The sequence below is a fragment of the Kitasatospora sp. NPDC057198 genome (assembly GCF_042670125.1).
Lineage (GTDB): Bacteria > Actinomycetota > Actinomycetes > Streptomycetales > Streptomycetaceae > Kitasatospora.
Map to the genome: position 1 here is coordinate 2,662 of NZ_JBHUWH010000109.1, position 16,773 is coordinate 19,434.

General features: G+C 73.0%; 16 protein-coding genes. 1 reads left to right on the forward strand and 15 read right to left on the reverse strand.

The annotated features are described in order from the left end of the window. Window positions 1-16: 16 nt before the first annotated feature. The 4 genes from frr to rpsB form a co-directional block, all read right to left on the reverse strand. On the reverse strand, window positions 17-574 hold the full coding sequence (gene frr / locus ACFUEL_RS15165) for a ribosome recycling factor (RefSeq protein WP_033256297.1): 558 nt from the start codon (window positions 572-574) through the stop codon (window positions 17-19). Window positions 575-654: 80 nt separating this feature from the next. Continuing rightward, window positions 655-1,410 carry a UMP kinase gene (pyrH, locus tag ACFUEL_RS15170; protein ID WP_380236678.1) on the reverse strand — a complete coding sequence of 252 codons (756 nt, stop codon included), beginning with the start codon at window positions 1,408-1,410 and terminating at the stop codon, window positions 655-657. A 296-nt stretch (window positions 1,411-1,706) separates the two neighbouring features. Beyond that, complete coding sequence (gene tsf, locus ACFUEL_RS15175; protein WP_033215166.1) at window positions 1,707-2,546, reverse strand: translation elongation factor Ts; 840 nt, start codon at window positions 2,544-2,546, stop codon at window positions 1,707-1,709. A gap of 132 nt (window positions 2,547-2,678) precedes the next feature. After that, on the reverse strand, window positions 2,679-3,590 hold the full coding sequence (rpsB, locus tag ACFUEL_RS15180; RefSeq protein WP_380236679.1) for a 30S ribosomal protein S2: 912 nt from the start codon (window positions 3,588-3,590) through the stop codon (window positions 2,679-2,681). A gap of 679 nt (window positions 3,591-4,269) precedes the next feature. Here rpsB and ACFUEL_RS15185 point away from each other — a divergent pair. Continuing rightward, window positions 4,270-4,863, forward strand: coding sequence for a murein hydrolase activator EnvC family protein (locus ACFUEL_RS15185; protein ID WP_380236680.1), 594 nt, complete (start codon window positions 4,270-4,272; stop codon window positions 4,861-4,863). A 7-nt stretch (window positions 4,864-4,870) separates the two neighbouring features. On the opposite strand, the gene ACFUEL_RS15190 is transcribed toward ACFUEL_RS15185, so the two are convergent. The 11 genes from ACFUEL_RS15190 to lepB (ACFUEL_RS15240) all read right to left on the reverse strand — a co-directional run bounded on the left by ACFUEL_RS15190 (window position 4,871) and on the right by lepB (ACFUEL_RS15240) (window position 16,660). Then, window positions 4,871-5,539, reverse strand: a complete 669-nt coding sequence (locus ACFUEL_RS15190; RefSeq protein WP_380236689.1) for a TetR/AcrR family transcriptional regulator — start codon at window positions 5,537-5,539, stop codon at window positions 4,871-4,873. A gap of 181 nt (window positions 5,540-5,720) precedes the next feature. Continuing rightward, window positions 5,721-6,593: an RNA polymerase sigma factor WhiG gene (whiG, locus tag ACFUEL_RS15195; protein ID WP_380236681.1), complete on the reverse strand. Its 873-nt coding sequence runs from the start codon at window positions 6,591-6,593 to the stop codon at window positions 5,721-5,723. A gap of 1,243 nt (window positions 6,594-7,836) precedes the next feature. Continuing rightward, window positions 7,837-9,057 (reverse strand): DNA-processing protein DprA, encoded by a 1,221-nt coding sequence (gene dprA, locus ACFUEL_RS15200; RefSeq protein ID WP_380236682.1) that lies wholly within the window; start codon window positions 9,055-9,057, stop codon window positions 7,837-7,839. A 339-nt stretch (window positions 9,058-9,396) separates the two neighbouring features. Beyond that, window positions 9,397-11,070: a YifB family Mg chelatase-like AAA ATPase gene (locus ACFUEL_RS15205; protein ID WP_380236683.1), complete on the reverse strand. Its 1,674-nt coding sequence runs from the start codon at window positions 11,068-11,070 to the stop codon at window positions 9,397-9,399. 1 nt (window position 11,071) lies between these two features. Continuing rightward, entirely contained in the window at window positions 11,072-11,542 is a 471-nt protein-coding gene (locus tag ACFUEL_RS15210) for a YraN family protein (RefSeq protein WP_380236685.1), read from the reverse strand. A gap of 276 nt (window positions 11,543-11,818) precedes the next feature. Continuing rightward, window positions 11,819-12,145, reverse strand: a complete 327-nt coding sequence (locus ACFUEL_RS15215; protein WP_030458804.1) for a DUF2469 domain-containing protein — start codon at window positions 12,143-12,145, stop codon at window positions 11,819-11,821. A 56-nt stretch (window positions 12,146-12,201) separates the two neighbouring features. Continuing rightward, complete coding sequence (locus ACFUEL_RS15220) at window positions 12,202-12,669, reverse strand: NUDIX hydrolase (protein WP_380236686.1); 468 nt, start codon at window positions 12,667-12,669, stop codon at window positions 12,202-12,204. Window positions 12,670-12,754: 85 nt separating this feature from the next. Then, window positions 12,755-13,498, reverse strand: coding sequence for a signal peptidase I (gene lepB / locus ACFUEL_RS15225; protein ID WP_380236687.1), 744 nt, complete (start codon window positions 13,496-13,498; stop codon window positions 12,755-12,757). A 167-nt stretch (window positions 13,499-13,665) separates the two neighbouring features. Next, window positions 13,666-14,571, reverse strand: a complete 906-nt coding sequence (gene lepB / locus ACFUEL_RS15230) for a signal peptidase I (protein WP_380236690.1) — start codon at window positions 14,569-14,571, stop codon at window positions 13,666-13,668. Between the two features lie 213 nt (window positions 14,572-14,784). Further along, window positions 14,785-15,828, reverse strand: coding sequence for a signal peptidase I (gene lepB / locus ACFUEL_RS15235; protein ID WP_380236688.1), 1,044 nt, complete (start codon window positions 15,826-15,828; stop codon window positions 14,785-14,787). A 67-nt stretch (window positions 15,829-15,895) separates the two neighbouring features. After that, window positions 15,896-16,660 (reverse strand): signal peptidase I, encoded by a 765-nt coding sequence (gene lepB / locus ACFUEL_RS15240; protein ID WP_380236691.1) that lies wholly within the window; start codon window positions 16,658-16,660, stop codon window positions 15,896-15,898. Window positions 16,661-16,773 lie beyond the last annotated feature (113 nt).

The window sequence follows — 16,773 nt, forward strand, 5'->3', positions numbered from 1 at the left end:
GCGGGCTGGGTCCGGATCAGACCTCCAGCAGCTCGGCTTCCTTGTGCTTGAGCAGCTCGTCGATCTGCGCCACGAACTTGGCGGTCAGGTCGTCGAGCTCCTTCTCGCCGCGGCGGCCGTCGTCCTCGCCGATCTCCTTGTCCTTGACCAGCTTGTCGATCGCGTCCTTCGCCTTGCGGCGGACGGAGCGGACCGAGACCTTGGCGTCCTCGCCCTTGCCGCGGGCCTGCTTGATGTACTCGCGGCGGCGCTCCTCGGTGAGCTGCGGGAGCACCACCCGGATGACGGAGCCGTCGTTCGACGGGTTGACGCCCAGGTCCGAGTCGCGGATCGCGGTCTCGATGGCCTTCAGCGCGGTCTTGTCGAACGGGGTGACCATGGCCATCCGCGGCTCCGGCACGGAGAACGAGGCCAGCTGGTTGATCGGCGTCAGGGCACCGTAGTACTCCGCGACGATCTTGGCGAACATCGCCGGGTGCGCGCGCCCGGTGCGGATGGCGGCGAGGTCGTCCTTGGCGACGCCCACGGCCTTCTCCATCTTCTCCTCGGCCTCGAGGAGGGTCTCATCGATCACTGTCTGCTCCCTGTCCGGTTCATCTGCTGTTGTCCCGTCCCGGTGCCCCGGACGGCTGTTGCTGCTCGGAGCCCCGACGCCTAGGCCCGGGCGGAATCCTCGCTGATGAGTGTGCCGATCTTCTCACCCTTGACCGCACGGGCGATATTGCCCTCGGCGAGCAGCTCGAAGACCAGGATCGGCAGCCCGTTGTCCTTGCACAGGGTGATCGCGGTGAGGTCGGCGACCTTGAGGTCGCGGGAGATCACCTCGGTGTAGTCCAGCGCGTCGAACCGGACCGCGGCGGGGTTGCTGCGCGGGTCGGAGTCGTAGACGCCGTCCACGCCGTTCTTGCCCATCAGCAGGACGTCGGCGTGGATCTCCAGGGCGCGCTGCACGGCGGTGGTGTCGGTGGAGAAGTACGGCATGCCCATCCCGGCGCCGAAGATCACCACGCGGCCCTTCTCCAGGTGCCGGATGGCGCGCAGCGGCAGGTACGGCTCGGCGACCTGGCCCATGGTGATGGCGGTCTGCACCCGGGTCTCCATGCCCTCCTTGATCAGGAAGTCCTGGAGCGCGAGGCAGTTCATCACGGTGCCGAGCATGCCCATGTAGTCGGAGCGGGCCCGGTCCATGCCGCGCTGCTGGAGTTCGGCGCCGCGGAAGAAGTTGCCGCCGCCGATGACGATGGCGACCTCCGTCCCGGCCCGGACCACCGTGGCGATCTCGCGGGCGATGGCGTGCACCACGTCCGGGTCGACGCCGAGGCCGCCTCCGCCGGCGAACGCCTCGCCGGACAGCTTGAGCAGTACCCGGCGGCGTGCACCGCCCGGCGCGGTCTCCTGCGTCTCCTGCATGGACTTTCTCCTTCTCCGCCTGCTGGTCAGCAGATCTGCAAAGTGCCGGCCACGGCGCCGGGCGTGCGGTCCCGGTGCCGTGTGCGGCCGTGTACACGAGAGGAGGCCACTGCCGCGGGAACCGGTACGGTCTCCTGCACGGCAATGGCCTCCTCGTCGTTCATGGTGCCGACACCGCCCCGGGGGTGCTCGGGGGCCGGTCGGCGCGCTCCTCCGTCCTCGCGGACGGGGGCGGTCCTCCTACTTTATGTCCGGCACGGGGCCGGGAGGGGCGGGACGGACCGCGGGAACGGGTCTCAGGCGCCGACGCGGAAGCGGACGAAGCGCTTGAGGGTGACGCCGGCCTCGTCGAGGACCTTGGCGACGGACTTCTTGTTGTCCTTGGCGAACGCCTGCTCCAGGACGGCGTTCTCCTTGACGAAGCCGGTGACCCGACCCTCGACGATCTTCGGCAGGGCGGCCTCGGGCTTGCCCTCCTCGCGAGCGGTGGCCTCGGCGACGCGGCGCTCGTTCTCCAGCTCCTCGGCCGGGATCTCCTCGCGGGAGAGGTACTTCGGCGCGAAGGCGGCGATGTGCTGCGCGACGTCCTTGGCGGTCTCGGCGTTCTCCTGGTCGAGCTCGACCAGGACACCGATGGTCGGCGGCAGGTCCGGGTCCGACTTGTGCATGTAGACGGCGACGAAGCCGTCGTTGTCGAACTGCGCGAAGCGGCGGAACACGATCTTCTCGCCGAGGGTCGCGTTGGCCTCGTCCACGAACTGCTGGACGGTCTGGCCCGGGGCGATCTCGGAGGCCAGGGCGGCGTCCAGGTCGGCCGGGGAGGTGGCGGCCACGTGGGCGGCGATCGCGTTGGCGACCTCGACGAACTTGCCGCCCTTGGCGACGAAGTCGGTCTCGCAGTTCAGCTCGACCAGGACGCCGGACTTCTTGTCCTCGGCGATCAGCGCGGCGACGGCGCCGTTGGAGGCGTCGCGGCCCTCGCGCTTGGCAACGCCCTTCTGGCCCTTGATGCGCAGGAGCTCGACGGCCTTCTGGACGTCGCCCTCGGCCTCGTCCAGGGCCTTCTTGCAGTCCATCATGCCGGCGCCGGTGAGCTCACGGAGCTTCTTGACGTCCGCGGCGGTGAAGTTCGCCATGGTTGTGATCTCTTCTCACGTCTCGCGTGTCTGCGTGGGAAAGTGCCGGGGCCCGGGGTGCGGGCCCCCGGCACGGGAGAGAGGGGCACCCACCGGCTCAGCCCGGCCGGTGCCCCTCACCCTGGTGGTGCGTCAGGCCTGCTCGGCCTCGGCGGCCGGAGCCTCGGCGGCCGGAGCCTCGGCAACCGGAGCCTCGGCGGCCGGCGCCTCGGCAGCGGCCTCGGCCGGGGCCTCGGTGGCAGCCTCGGCGGCGGGGGCCTCGGCGGCCTTCTCGCCCTCGAGGATCTCCTTCTCCCAGGCGGCCAGCGGCTGGTCGGCGCCCGGCTCGGCCTTCGCGTCGCCCTTGGCGACACCGGCGCGGGACTTCAGGCCCTCGGCGACGGCGTCGGCGATCACGCGGGTCAGCAGGGTGACGGAGCGGATCGCGTCGTCGTTGCCCGGGATCTTGTAGTCGACCTCGTCCGGGTCGCAGTTGGTGTCGAGGATCGCGACGACCGGGATGTTGAGCTTCCGGGCCTCGCCGACCGCGATGTGCTCCTTCTTGGTGTCCACGATCCAGACGGCGCTGGGCACGCGCTGCATGTCGCGGATACCGCCGAGGGTCTTCTCCAGCTTGTCGTACTCGCGCTGGAGGACCAGGAGCTCCTTCTTGGTGAGGCCGGAGCCGGCCACGTCCGTGAAGTCGATCTCGCTGAGCTCCTTGAGGCGCTGCAGACGCTTGTAGACGGTCGAGAAGTTGGTCAGCATGCCACCCAGCCAGCGCTGGTTGACGTACGGCATGCCCACGCGGGTCGCCTGCTCGGCGATGGCCTCCTGGGCCTGCTTCTTGGTGCCGACGAAGAGGACGCTGCCGCCGTGGGCAACGGTCTCCTTGACGAACTCGAAGGCGCGGTCGATGTAGTTCAGCGACTGCAGCAGGTCGATGATGTAGATGCCGTTGCGCTCCGTGAAGATGAAGCGCTTCATCTTCGGGTTCCAACGACGGGTCTGGTGACCGAAGTGGACGCCGCTCTCCAGCAGCTCCCGCATCGTGACGACGGCCATGTGCCGTGCTCCTCGTGTGTTGCCCGGCGCGCCGTTCGGCGGGTTGCGGCCTGTGGGGTGCCGGGGTACTCGGTTTGTCCGTGCCGGTCGGGCGACCGTCACGCCTGACGCCCCGACGTGCCAAGCCGCTCGGCCTGCGCGAGGCTTGCGGCCTCGGCAGGCTCGGCGGACCGAGCGGCACTCGCACCGTGACGGCCGCTCCCCCGAGGGGGCGGACCGCCGGTGGCGGGGCGTGCGAAGTCGACCCGGCAGACCGGGTCGCGTGTGAAGTGTACGGGAAGCCCCGAGCGGCGGGCGACTCCCCGCGGCCCCGGTGGCCTGTTCAGCACCACCCCGGACCGCCCGCCGCCGACCGTTCACCCCTGCGGGGGACGGCGGTTGTCCACAGCCCCTGGTCTGTCCACAGCCCGCGGAACCGACACGCGCGACGGGCTCCGCCGGCCCCACGCTGGCAGGCATCCCGCCGAACGGTTTCCACCGGCTCGGCGGGTGCGCGGCGGCGAGCGTCCGGGGCGGCCCGGGCGGCGGCGGGTCGGACGGCCCGGTCGGGCGTCCGAGGAGAACGGCTGGGGAGACCGGCCGGGGAGACCGGTCGGGGAGATCGACCGGTTCGGGAGGTGACGGGAAGGTGCGTCTGGTGCGTCTGGTGGGTCGGGGGTGCGGGGAGCGTCGGGTCCGGGTGGGACGCACGGCGCGGGCGCTGGCGCTGCTGCTGGTGCAGGGGGTGGTGCTGGTGACGCTCGGCGGGTTCGCACCGGCGTCCTGGGCGGTGCCGGGGCGCTCCCCCGCTGCGGGGGTCCCGGCCGTGGGGGTCCCGGCGGGGCGGCCGCTCGCGGTCGGCCCCGGGCCGGGGCGGGTGTGGCCGGTGGGTGACCGGGCAGGGCTGCTGCGACGGTTCGACCCGCCTCCGACGCGCTGGGCCGCCGGGCACCGGGGGGTCGACCTGGCGGCCGCGCCGGGCACGGTGGTGCGGGCGGCGGCGCCCGGCGAGGTGGCCTTCGCCGGGCAGGTGGCCGGGCGTCCGGTGGTCGTGGTGGCGCACCCCGGGTCGGGCACTCCCCCGCTGCGGACCACCTACCTGCCGGTGGCGGCGTCCGTGCCGGTCGGAACCGCCGTCGCGGCGGGTGATCCGATCGGGGTGGTGGCCGGCGGTTCGGGGCACTGCCCGGTCGACTGCCTGCACTGGGGGCTGGTCCGCGGTGACCGCTACCTCGACCCGCTCGCCCTGCTCGGCTCCGGCCGGGCCCGGCTGCTGCCGCTCTCCCCGCCCTGATCCGGTGTCAGCGCGCGTCCGCACCGATCCCGTCGGAGCTGCCCGCTCCGCACGAGCCGTCCGCCCGGCCGTCCACCGGGTCGGTTGTCGGGCCCGTCGCCGGACGCAGGCCGTCGAGGGCGAAGCGCACCGCGGTGTCGGCGATCTCCTCGACCGCCCGGGCGCCGGGGGTGCCGTCCTCGCCGCGGATCCGTTCGACCTGGCGGACCGCCGCCTCCACCACCCCCTGGAGCAGCGAGGCGGCGACGCCGGGCCGGTCGTGGCCGAGTTCCTCCAGGGTGCGGACCACCATGGCGGTCAGCCCGGCGTGGGCCGCCCTGATCCTGGCCCGGGCGGCATCGTCGAGTTCGTATTCGGCGACGGCCACCACCGCGCGGTGCACCGGGTCGGTGGCCAGCGAGACCTGGCCGCGGACGTACGCCTCGATCCGTTCGACCGCGCTGTCGCGGACCGCCATGCCGGCTTCGATCTCGGCGGCCCAGAGCGGGAGGTCGACCGTGCAGAGCGCCTCCACCAGCTCGGACTTGGAACGGAAGTACTCGTACACCGAGGACCTGGCGAGGCCGGTGCGCGCCGCGAGCGCGCCGAAGCTCAGCGCCTCCCGCCCGCCCTCGGCCAACAGGACGCGTGCGGCGTCCAGCAGTGCTGTCTGCTGCAGCTGTCGATGCTCGGCCACGGTGGCCGCCCGGATTTTCGGCACGTCCCAACTCTACGGACGCCGACGACCGGTGGGCACGCCATCACGCTTCCACCGGCCACCGCGCCCCGCCGCATCCCGCCTGACCCGGCCCGGACGGCCTGGCCCGGCCCGACCTGGACCGGCCCCGGCGGGCGGGCGTTCCGGGGCGCCCCGGGGCTCACCGTGCGTCGGACATCTTCGCCCGCAACTGCAGCACCGACTTGGTGTGGATCTGGCTGACCCTGCTCTCCGTCACCCCGAGCACCTGGCCGATCTCCGCCAGGGTCAGGCCTTCGTAGTAGTAGAGCGTCACCACGGTCTTCTCCCGCTCGGGCAGGGTGTTGACCGCCGAGGCGAGCAGCCGCCGCAGTTCGCGGTCCTCGGCGATCTCGACCGGGTTGTCCGCACCGCTGTCCGGGAGCGTCTCCATCAGGGTGAGCCGGTCGCCGCCCTCACCCGCCGAATGCAGCAGCTCGTCCAGCGCCACCACGTTGGCCAGCGACAACTGGCTGAAGATGGTGTGCAGTTCGTCGAGCGAGATGCTCATCTCCGCCGCCACCTCGGGGTCGTGCGGAGTCCGCCGCAGCCGGGCCTCCAGTGTGGCGTAGGCCCGCTCGACCGCCTTGGCCTTCTGCCGGACCGACCGGGGGATCCAGTCCAGCGCCCGCAGCTCGTCGATGATCGCACCGCGGATCCGGCTGATCGCGTAGGTCTCGAACTTGATCGCCCGGTCGATGTCGAACTTCTCGATGGCGTCGATCAGCCCGAAGACCCCGGAGGACACGAAGTCCGCCTGCTCCACGTTGGCGGGCAGCCCGACCCCGACCCGGCCCGCCACGTACTTCACCAGCGGCGAGTAGTGCAGGATCAGCTGGTCCCGGAGCCCCTGGTCGCCGGTCTCCTTGTACGAGCGCCACAGCGCCTGCAGCGCCGACTGGTCGGCGCCCTTCGCACGGTCCCCTCCCCTGCTCCCGTTCTCCGCACTGACGCCCGCACCCGGCGCGGGAGCCGGCGCGGGCACCGTCGCACCGGCGCGCGCACCCGTTCCCACGCCTGCGCCACTGTCCGGCGCGGCGCCCGGCGCACCGCCCGACGTGGTGCCCGGCGCAGCGCCGCGGTCGGTCGGCTTCCCCGGCGTACCCGTCCCCGGGCGCGGGACCACCGACGGGGCGGGCTGCTCCGACGCCGGCTGCCCAGCCCCGGGTACGGCTCCGGGCGCGGGCAGGGGCACCGGGGAGGACGTGCCCTGCCGTGCGGCCGGGCTCCCGCCCGTCTCCGTCCCTGAGGACCCCGAGGGCCCGGAGGCCCCCGACGGCTCCGGCGTGCGGGCGGGCGGCGGCCCGGCCGCCTGCCTGCGGACCTGGGTGCTCCGGACGGACTGCTCCTTCGCCTTCGACCGGGCGCCCCGCTTGGACTGGCCGCGCACCGGCCGCCCGGTCGCGGACGGTGCCTGGGGCTGGGGCTGGGGCTGGGGCTGGGGCCCGGCACCGGCCGTTCCCGGTCGCCGCCCGTCGGCGTCCTGCCCGCCGGGGCCGCGGCCGCCTGCCGGATCGACGCCGCCCTGACCGCCCGAACGGGTGCCCGCGCCAGTACCGGCCCCTTCGTCGTCGCGCGGCCGCGGCTTCGCCACCGCACCGGGCGGTGCCGCTTGCGGGCAGGGCAGCACCTGGCCGGGCCGGTCGGCCGACGGGCGGGACGGGGTCGGCCGGGGTGCGGATCCCGACGGAGCCGGTGGGTGCGGGCGGGGCGGGGCGGGGACGGGACGGGGCGGGGACTGCGGGGGCGCGGTCGGGGAGCCGCCCGGTCGTGTCGTTCCCACGCCTCCCCCGGATCCGGCCCGCAGTTCCGCGGCGTTGTGGGTCTCGGCCCCCGTCCCGTCCGGGGACCGACCGTCACCGGTCACCCTGTGTCCGGGAATGTGAGTGGGCATGCGTTGGTCTGCGCCGTTCTGCCGAGTCATGTGCTGATAGGGACGCCATGAGCGAGCGTAGCGTGACCGGGTCGCTGCACAGTGCTACCGCCACTCGGGCGTCGCCCGATCCGGTGGCAGCAAAGGGCGGCGTCGGCGCGTCGCGCCCGGAGCCCGGGGCCGCCGCCGGGCCCTCCGCACGGCCGGCCCGCCGACGGGCACGGACCCGCGAACTCTTCCGGACGGATCTCCCCGGCTCTTCGCCGCAACGCCCCGGCCGAACCCGCCGGGCCGCCATCGTCCCCCAACTCGCCGCGCACCACCTCCTGTTGACCGGTTGTCCCGTCCGAAACCCATCACCTTGTCCGGCTCTGCCCGAATGTGATCACTTGCGGCGCACCAACCTCCAGTGCGCTCCGTGCCGTTCGACGAAGCCGAGCGAACTCAGTTCGTGGAGGTGCTGGACCGTCGCGGCCTCGGAGAGTGCCGCGTAGTGGGCGAGTCGCTGCACCGGTGCGCCGTCCGCGCTGGCGGGCACCGCTTCCAGGACTCTGGCCACCGGCGGCTCCAGCGCGTCCCTCGGCAGGATCGGGCCGACCCGCTCCGGTGCCAGGTCGGCTCCGATGGAGCCGATCAGCTCGCCCACCTCGGCACCGCTGGTGACCATGCTGGCGGCCCCGTTCCTGATCAACGCGTGCACGCCGGCCGAGAGTTCGGAGGTGATCGGCCCCGGAACGCCCATGGTGTGCCGGTTGAGGTCCCGCGCCCGCCGTGCGGTGCTGAGCGCGCCGCTGCGGGGCGCGGCCTCGACCACCACCGTGCCGCGGGTGAGCGCGGCTATCACCCGGTTCCGCAGCACGAACCTGAACCTGGTCGGGTTCATCCCGAGTGCCAGCTCGCTCACCAGCAGCCCGTCGCGCCCGATCCGCTCGATCAGTGCCTCGTTCCCGCGCGGGTAGCAGATGTCGACGCCGCTGGCGAGCACCGCGATCGTCATCCCGTTGACCGCCAGCGCCCCGAGGTGCGCGGCGGTGTCCACCCCGTAGGCCGCCCCGGACACCACCACCCAGCCCCGCTCGGCCAGTTCGGACCCGAGCTGGCCTGCGACGTGCCGCCCGTACGCGGTGCAGGCCCGCGATCCGACGACGGCCACCGAGCGCAGGGCCAGCAGGCGCAGCGAGGGCAGCCGTTGCGACGGCAGGCCGCGGATCCACAGCCCGATCGGGCGACTGTCGCCGAGGTCGTCGAGTTGGGAGGGCCACTCGCTGTCGCCCGGAATGATGAACTTCCCACCGAGCTTGGCGATCCGTTCCAGGTCGGTGGCCGGGTTGAACTTTCGCAGCCTCTCCTGGTAGGCGGCGATCCGGTCGGCTCCGAGCCCCAGCCGGCCGGCGGGCGCTCCCTCGTAGAACCCCTGCAGCAGCCGGACCACGCCGAGCCGTTGGACCGCCCGGCCGATCGCGGCGTCGCCCGGTTCGATCAGTCTGGTGAGCGCGGCCCGGGAGATCCGCTCGGGTTCGGGCGGATCCGGTGGGGCGGTCGGCGCAGCCCACCCCGTGGGGCGGATGACGCGCTGGCCGCCCGGGGCGGCCCGGACCGGCTCCACCGGCCCGTGGCGTGAGCGGCACACGGCCTGTGGCCCCGCACCGCGGACCGGGTGGCGGAGTCGTTCGCCGCCGTCGCACGTCGCAGGAACCCGGGTTGGCTCGGCGGCGCCGGGCGGGGGCGGTGGGCACGAGCCGTCGGACAGCCCGCTGTGCGCGTGGGGTACGGGGTGCGTGGTCATCGGTGCTCCTTCTGCTTCTGCCTGTTCCTGCAGTACTGCCGCCGACTGCCGGTGGCCGGCGGTCTCGGGCGGCCGGTGGTCTCGGGGGTGTGCGAACGCGGCCGGTTGTTGCGGGGGTGTGCGAGGGCGGGGTGTGCGGCCACGGCGGGTGGGGGCCGCTCAGAACCCGTGGCCCGGGTCGGGGCCCGGCCCGGCACCCGCGTCGTCGTAGGGGTAGGGCGGGTCGCTCCTGCGGTCCGTCGGGCGGGCGGCCCGCTGGACACCGGTGCGAAGGGTGAGTGCGCTCTGGATGTCGGACCTGTTGGGGCGCTCCCGGCCCGCGAGGTCGGCCACCGTCCAGGCGACCCGCAGGACGCGGTCGAGGCCGCGTGCGGTGAGCAGCCCCCGGTCCAGGTCACGTTCGGCGTCGGCCAGCGCACCGGGTGCGAGCTGCCAGCGCGTGCGCAGTTCGTGCCCTGGCACTTCGGCGTTGGTCCGCCACGGGGTGTCGACGAGGCGAGCGGCGGCCCGCGCCCGTGCTTCCCGCACGCGTGCGGCAACCGTCGCCGTGCTCTCGGCCTTTCCGCCCTGCTGCATCAGTTCGGCCTTGGTGACTCCGGCGACCTGCACCTGGAGGTCGACCCGGTCCAGCAGTGGGCCGGACAGTCTGGCCTGATAGCGGTTGACCATGACAGGCGTGCATTCGCATCCTTCTCCTCTCAGTGAGTAGCGGCCGCAGGGGCAGGGATTGGCCGCCAGGCAGAGCAGGAAACGGGCGGGCAGCCGCATCGAGCCCGCGGCTCTGGCGATCATCACCTCCCCCGATTCCAGGGGCTGGCGCAGCGCGTCCAGGACCCTGACCGGGAATTCGGGCGCCTCGTCGAGGAACAGCACGCCGCGGTGGGCGAGGGAGACGGCTCCGGGCCTGGGCAGTCCGGTTCCGCCGCCGACGATGGCGGGCATGGTCGTCGAGTGGTGCGGCGCGCAGTAGGGCGGGTTGTCGATGAGGGGCCGGTCGGGTGGGAGCAGGCCGGCCACGGAGTGGATCGCGGTCACTTCGAGTGCTTCGGTGGGGGTGAGCGGTGGGAGCAGGGCCGGTAGCCGTTCGGCCAGCATCGTCTTGCCGGCTCCCGGCGGGCCCTTCAGGTAGATGTGGTGGCCGCCCGCGGCGGCGATCTCCATGGCCCGGCGGGCCTCGTACTGCCCGGCCACGTCGGCGAGGTCGGGGCGGACGGCCTGCTCGGAGGTGAGGTCGCGGACGCCGAGGCCGGGCAGCAGCAGTCCGGCGAACGAGGAGTCGGGGCGGCCGGTGGACGGGTCCGGTGGTTCGTCGGGCACGGGGGCGTTGGTGAGGATCGCGATCAGCTGGCGCAGGCTGCGCACTCCGAGGACGGAGACGCCGGGCACCAGTTTCGCTTCGGCGGCGGTCTGTTCGGCGACCACGACCTGCCGGTAGCCGGCGTCGGCTGCCGCCAGGACCGCGGGCAGGACTCCGCGCACCGGACGCACCCGGCCGTCCAGCCCCAGTTCTCCGATGATCAGCAGGCCGTCGATCGATGCGGGGTCGAGCCGTTCCGCGGCCGCCAGGACCGCGCAGGCCACCGCCAGGTCGTACCCGCTGCCGCTCTTGGGCACGGAGGCGGGTGTGAGGCCCACGGTGAGTTTGCGCAGCGGCCACTGTTCTCCGCTGTTGGAGACGGCGGCGCGCACCCGGTCGCGGGCTTCCAGGAGGGCCTTGTCGGCGAGGCCCACCAGGCTGAAGGCCGCGAGGCCGGGTTCGAGGTCGGCCTGGACTTCGACCACGACGCCGTCCACTCCGACCAGGGCCACCGAGCAGGTGCGGGCGAACGCCATCTCACACCGCCCCGCGCAGGTGCTCGACCGCGGCCGCGCCCCGGCGGGGGTTGACCACGGCGACCAGGTCGATGCGGACTCCGCCGGGGGGCGGTGGGGCCGGACCGCCGCTCTGGGCGTCGGGCCGCGGTTCGTCGCCCCAGGCCCGCTCGGCGGCGAGGACGAGCCGGGAGAAGTGCTCCGGCCAGCGTTCGGCGAGCCAGCGCTCTGCGAGGTGGCGCAGCCGGTCGGCCTTGGTCCGGTCGATCGCCTCCGCCGGCTGCTGGAAGCCGCGTTCGGAGCGGGTCTTCACTTCGCAGATCGCGAGGACGTCCCCGTCGAGCGCGACGATGTCGAGCTCGCCCTCGGCGCAGCGCCAGTTGCGTTCCAGGATGCACAGTCCGCCCTCGGCGAGCCGGCGGGCGGCGACCTCCTCGCCGTAGCGTCCGAGGCCGTTGGTGGTCGTCTTGTTGGGGTTCTGCACGGCAATCACCTCCGGCCGGAAGGTTGCCGTGGTGTGCCGGGGGCGGACCAGCGAAATGGCCGGGGCTGTGGATAACCCGGGCCTGTGGATAACTCGGCTCACCCGTTCGAGCGACAAATCGAAAAATGCGCTGGACAGTGCCTGTCCAGCGCGGTCAATCTCGGTGGCCCGGGCACCGCCGCAGCTCACGGAGGCGTGCGGGCCACGGTGGGAGGGCGCGGTCGGCCGCGCCGTTCCCGCCGGGCGCCCGGCACCCCGGGTACCGACCGCTCGGCCGCGGCGCGGTCAGTTCCCGAAGGCGGAGTCGTCCGAGGGCAGTTCGAGGTCGCTCTTGGCCAGCTCCTCGATGTTCACGTCCTTGAACGTCAATACACGGACCTTCCGGACGAATCGGGCCGGTCGGTACATGTCCCAGACCCACGCGTCGGCCATCGACACTTCGAAGAACACCTCGCCCTGCACCGAGTGCACCTGGAGGTCGTAGTCATTCGTCAGGTAGAAGCGCCGTTCGGTCTCGATCACGTACTTGAACAGGCCGACGACGTCCCGGTACTCCCGGTAGAGCTTGAGCTCCATCTCGGTCTCGTACTTCTCGAGGTCTTCGGCACTCATTCCAAGCGTCCCCTCACTCGTCACGTCCACCCCATTGTGGACCACCGAGCCCGTGCTCAGAGCCTTACTGGCGGTTCTGGCGGCCCTTCCGTCAGAACCCGTGCCACCAGTCCGGCCAGCCCGCGCGGGTGGACGGTCTCCCGGGTGGTCCTCAACTCACCCAGCGTCCACCAGCGGAAGGCCAGCAGCAACGCGTGCTCGTCCGCCCCGCCGCGCAGCAGTGACACCGCGGTCCGCGTGGTGCGGGCCAGCCGGAACCACTGCTCCTGTCGGTACTCCCTGCCCCGGAAGGAGAACTCCACCGTGCCGTACCCGACCAGCGGTCCCCAGTCCACGTCCGTCAGTCCGGTCTCCTCGGCCAGCTCGCGCCGAGCGGCCGCGTCCGGGCTCTCGCCCGGCTCGACACCGCCACCGGGCGTGATCCACCAGGTGGTGCCGGGCTCGGCCGGGTCCGTTCCGTGCAGCAGCAGGACGCGGTCGTCCTGGTCCAGCAGCACCACCCGCACGGCCCTGCGGTGTTCCACCACCTGGTTCGGCTCCGTCCTGAGGCGCTGGGCGCGCCTCCTCGGCGGGACCGGCGCCGGCGCCGGTCCGTCGTCCGCGGCGGGCTCATGCCCTGCGCCGGCCCCGCAGCCTGCGGGTCAGCGAGACCGCCCAGCCCGCCACCGAGGCGGCCACGATCAGCGCCGCGCCGCCGGCCGACGTCCAGGCGGCGGGCAGCAGCGGCCCGGCCTGGTGGGCCTGGGGCCCGCCCAGTTCGTCGAAGGCCGAGGCGCGCGGTTCGAGCCCGGCCCGGGACAGCGGCCGGATCACCGCCTCCACCCGCGCCTTCACCCCGGAGACCGGCACCGTGCCGAACGCCACGTCGAGGTGGCTCCGCGAGTCCAGGGAGTTCCCCCGGAAGTCGCCGAGCAGGAACATCCGCCCCTCCGGCACGGTGACCGAGAACGCCGTCCCGTTCGTCGCGAACGCGGTCAGGTAGGGCTCGGACACCCGGTGCCCGTTGACGGTGATCCGCCCCTCCTCGTCACCGGAGACGGTGTCCCCGCCGACCGCGACCACCCGCTTGACCAGCGTCGCGTCGCCCCAGTCCCCGTCCCGGAAGACCACGATGTCACCGCGGCCGACCGATCCGCCGGTCCGGGCCAGGACGGTGTCGCCGACCTCCAGGGTCGGGCTCATCGAACCGGTCGGGATCCGGTAGGGCCGGTACTGGAGGGCCAGCAGCGCGAAACCCCCGACCAGCATCACGAAGCCGAGCGCGATCGCCACGCCCTGCACGACCGACGCGGCGCGCCGGCGGCGGGCCGGGTCGGCCCCGGTGCGCGGTGTCCGCTCCGCGACGCTGCTCATCGGCTCCGCCCTCTCCTGCCTTCCGGCTGCTCCGCCCGCACGGCGGGAGCCGGTCCGCGGTCGGCCGTCCCGGTCCGGACAGCGCTGCGGGCCGCGGCACGTGCGAGCAGATTACTCGCCAGTACCACGGCCCGCGCAAGAGGTGCTCCCGACCGGCCGGTGCCCGGTCAGCGGCGGCGCCGGCGCACCCACCACACGGCGGGGACGGCCAGTGCCGTGCCGGCCATCGCCGGAGCGACCGGTCCGGCGGCGAGCCCCTTCTGGTCGAAGGTGTCCGGAACGGGCAGCGTCGCCCAGTCGCCGATCGGCCAGGCCACCACGAACGCGCGGCCGACCACGTTGTCGACCGGGACGGTGCCGCCACCGGGCTGGTCCATGTGGTACCGCGAGTCCAGGGAGTTGCCCCGGTGGTCGCCCATCACCCAGATCCGGCCCTTGGGCACGTGCACCGGCCCGAACGGCTTCTCCCCGCAGGGAGTGTTGCCGGGGAAGATGTACGGCTCGTCGAGCGCCACGCCGTTCACCTTGACCGGGCCGGAGCCCTGGCACTCCACGGTGTCGCCACCGACCGCGATGACGCGCTTGATCAGGTCCTTCTCGTCGCTGGACGGCATCAGCCCGATGAAGCTGAACACGTCCTGCACGCCGCGCACGAAGGAGTTGTCGCTGCGCTGGGTCGGCTCGTCGTTGAGCCAGCCGCCCGGGTCCTTGAAGACCACGACCTCGCCGCGTTCGGGCTCGGATCCGAACCAGGGGGTGAGCTTGTCGACCAGGACGCGGTCACCGACCTGGAGCGTGTTCTCCATCGACCCCGAGGGGATCGAGAACGCCTGGACGAAGAAGGTCTTGATCACCAGGGCCAGGATCAGCGCGATGCCGATCAGGATCGGCAGTTCCTTCCAGAAGGAACGCTGCTTGGGTGCCCTCCTGGACGGTTCGGCCGAACTTCCGTCGGCCTCCGCCCCGGCCTCGGCGTCCCGGAGTGCTTCGCCGTCCCCGGCGTGCGCCCCGTCCTGGTTGCCGACGGGTTCCCCGTCGGGCTCCGGAGCTCCTGAGCGGGCACCGATCACCAGATCCCCCACGACTTCTCCTCCCTGCTGTGCGGACGCCTGCGCGCCCGCGCTCACCAGTGCCGCACAGCGGGCACCACACTCTGCAGTCGGTCGGGAACCCGTCTCTGGCTTGCCCCACGGGGACAGGCCCGACACCAGGCCGGAACCGAGCACTTCACACTTCTCTATCACTCCCGGTCGACGCGCCCGCGTTCCCACGCGCCGACCACCCTGTCAGTCGGCCACCGGCCCGTCCCTCCGCTGCTTTCCGCGGTACCGGACGAGGAGCGGAAGCACGCCCAACACACCCATAACGAGTGGGGGTTCCGCAGGAACCGGCTCGACGGCCGCCGATCCTGCGGCCCGCCCCGGCAAGGAGGAGAGTGAATCGGGAACGTCCAGTTGACCGAAGTGGGAGATCGGCCAGGCGACCACGAAGGCGCGCCCCACCACGTTCCCCACCGGGATCGTCCCGGCGCCCGGATTGCCCATGTGGTAGCGGGAGTCGGCGGACAGGTCGCGGTGGTCGCCCATCACCCAGAGCCGGCCCTGGGGCACCGTCACCTTGAAGGTGATCCGCGAGGGCGAGTTCCCGGCCGCGATGTACGGCTCGTCCAGCGGCGTGCCGTTGACGCTGACCCGGCCGTGCTCGTCGCAGCACTCCACGGTGTCACCGCCGACACCGATCACCCGCTTGATCAAGTCCCGCTCGTCGTCGGAGGGGAGGAGCCCCACCGCGGAGAACAGCGACTTCACGTTCCGCAGCACGGGCCCGTCCGTGGACGGCTTGTGGTCGTTCTCCAGCCAGCCGCCCGGGTCCTTGAAGACCACCACCTCGCCGCGCTTCGGCTCGGCGCCGAACCACGGGGTGAACTTGTCCACGACGACCCGGTCGCCGATCTGCAGGGTCTGCTCCATCGAACCGGAGGGGATCACGAACACCTGGAGCAGGAACGTCTTCATCACCAGCGCGATGACCAGGGCGACCAGCACGATCACCGGCAGCTCGCGCAGGAAGGAGCGCCGACCGCGGCGCGCGGCGCGCTTGGCGGCACGGCGGCGCTCGGCGCGCCCCCGAACGGGACGACCCTCTGCACTGCCTCCGCCGACACCGCCCCCACTCCCCCCGTCGGCCACGTCCCCACCGCCACCGTCACCGGCACCACCACCGCGGCCGTCCCGGTCGTCCGGGTCCTCGGCCTCACCGGTGGGGGCCAGGTACACGGAGTCGAACCCGGCTCCGGCCCCGGGTGCGAGCCCGGCTCCGGAGTCGAGCACGGGACCGGTGCGGTGGGTGCGGCCGGGGCGGGCGGGGTCGGACGGGCCGTCAGCGGCGGCTCTGGGTCTACCTCTGCTCCCCATGGCCACCAGTCCCCTCAATCGCGGCGAACGCCGCCGGTCGGTCGAGGGAGGTGGCGCGGCCGAGGGGGAACATCACCCATGCGGCGCGGCCGATCACCTTGTCCTCGGGCACGGTGCCGCCACCGGGCTCGCCGAGGTGGTCCCGGGAGTCGCGGGAGGCACTGCGGTGATCGCCCATCACCCACAACTTGCCGTCGGGAACCACGATGTCGAACGGTACCGCCGACGGCGCGTCACCGGGGAACAGGTACGCGCTCTCGTCCAGTGCCACCCCGTTGACCTTCAGCCGGCCGTCCGTCCCGCAGCAGGTGATCCGGTCGCCGCCGACACCGATCACCCGCTTCACGTAGACCGTGTCGCCCGCCGGGGCGAGGCCCGCCCCGGCCAACAGCCGCTTCAGCCCGGACGGTTCGTCCTGGTAGGGCAGGAAGGAGCCGATGCCGTCGAAGACCACCACGTCGCCCCGCTGGGGGTGCCCGCCGAAGGCGTACGCGAGCTGGTTCACCAGCACCCGGTCGCCCGGCTCCAGCGTCCCCTCCATCGAACCGGACGGCACCGCGAACGGCCGCGCCACGAAGGCGTTCACCAGCAGCAGTACGACCACGCACACCGCGCCGATCCACAGCAGGTCCCGCGACCACCGCCGCCCGGTAGCAGCACCGCCGCCGTCACCGCCGCCGTCACCAGCCGCGTCAGCGCCGTCACCGCCGCTCACCTCAGCCGGAGCTGCCTGAGCAGTCGGGGCCACCGGAGCGGGCAGGGCCACCCGAGCGGGCGGAGCAGCCTGAGCGGGCGGAGCAGCCTGAGCGGTGGTCGTCCCGTCCCCGGCACCGGAGGAGGTGCCGGGGGCGGAAACGACGG

Excerpts from the sequence above, each read along its gene's own strand:
- pyrH (WP_380236678.1), bottom strand. The coding sequence starts at position 1,410 with ATGCAGGAGACGCAGGAGACCGCGCCGGGCGGTGCACGCCGCCGGGTA.
- tsf (WP_033215166.1), bottom strand. The coding sequence starts at position 2,546 with ATGGCGAACTTCACCGCCGCGGACGTCAAGAAGCTCCGTGAGCTCACC.
- rpsB (WP_380236679.1), bottom strand. The coding sequence starts at position 3,590 with ATGGCCGTCGTCACGATGCGGGAGCTGCTGGAGAGCGGCGTCCACTTC.
- ACFUEL_RS15205 (WP_380236683.1), bottom strand. The coding sequence starts at position 11,070 with ATGGCGTTCGCCCGCACCTGCTCGGTGGCCCTGGTCGGAGTGGACGGC.
- ACFUEL_RS15215 (WP_030458804.1), bottom strand. The coding sequence starts at position 12,145 with ATGAGTGCCGAAGACCTCGAGAAGTACGAGACCGAGATGGAGCTCAAG.
- lepB (WP_380236687.1), bottom strand. The coding sequence starts at position 13,498 with ATGAGCAGCGTCGCGGAGCGGACACCGCGCACCGGGGCCGACCCGGCC.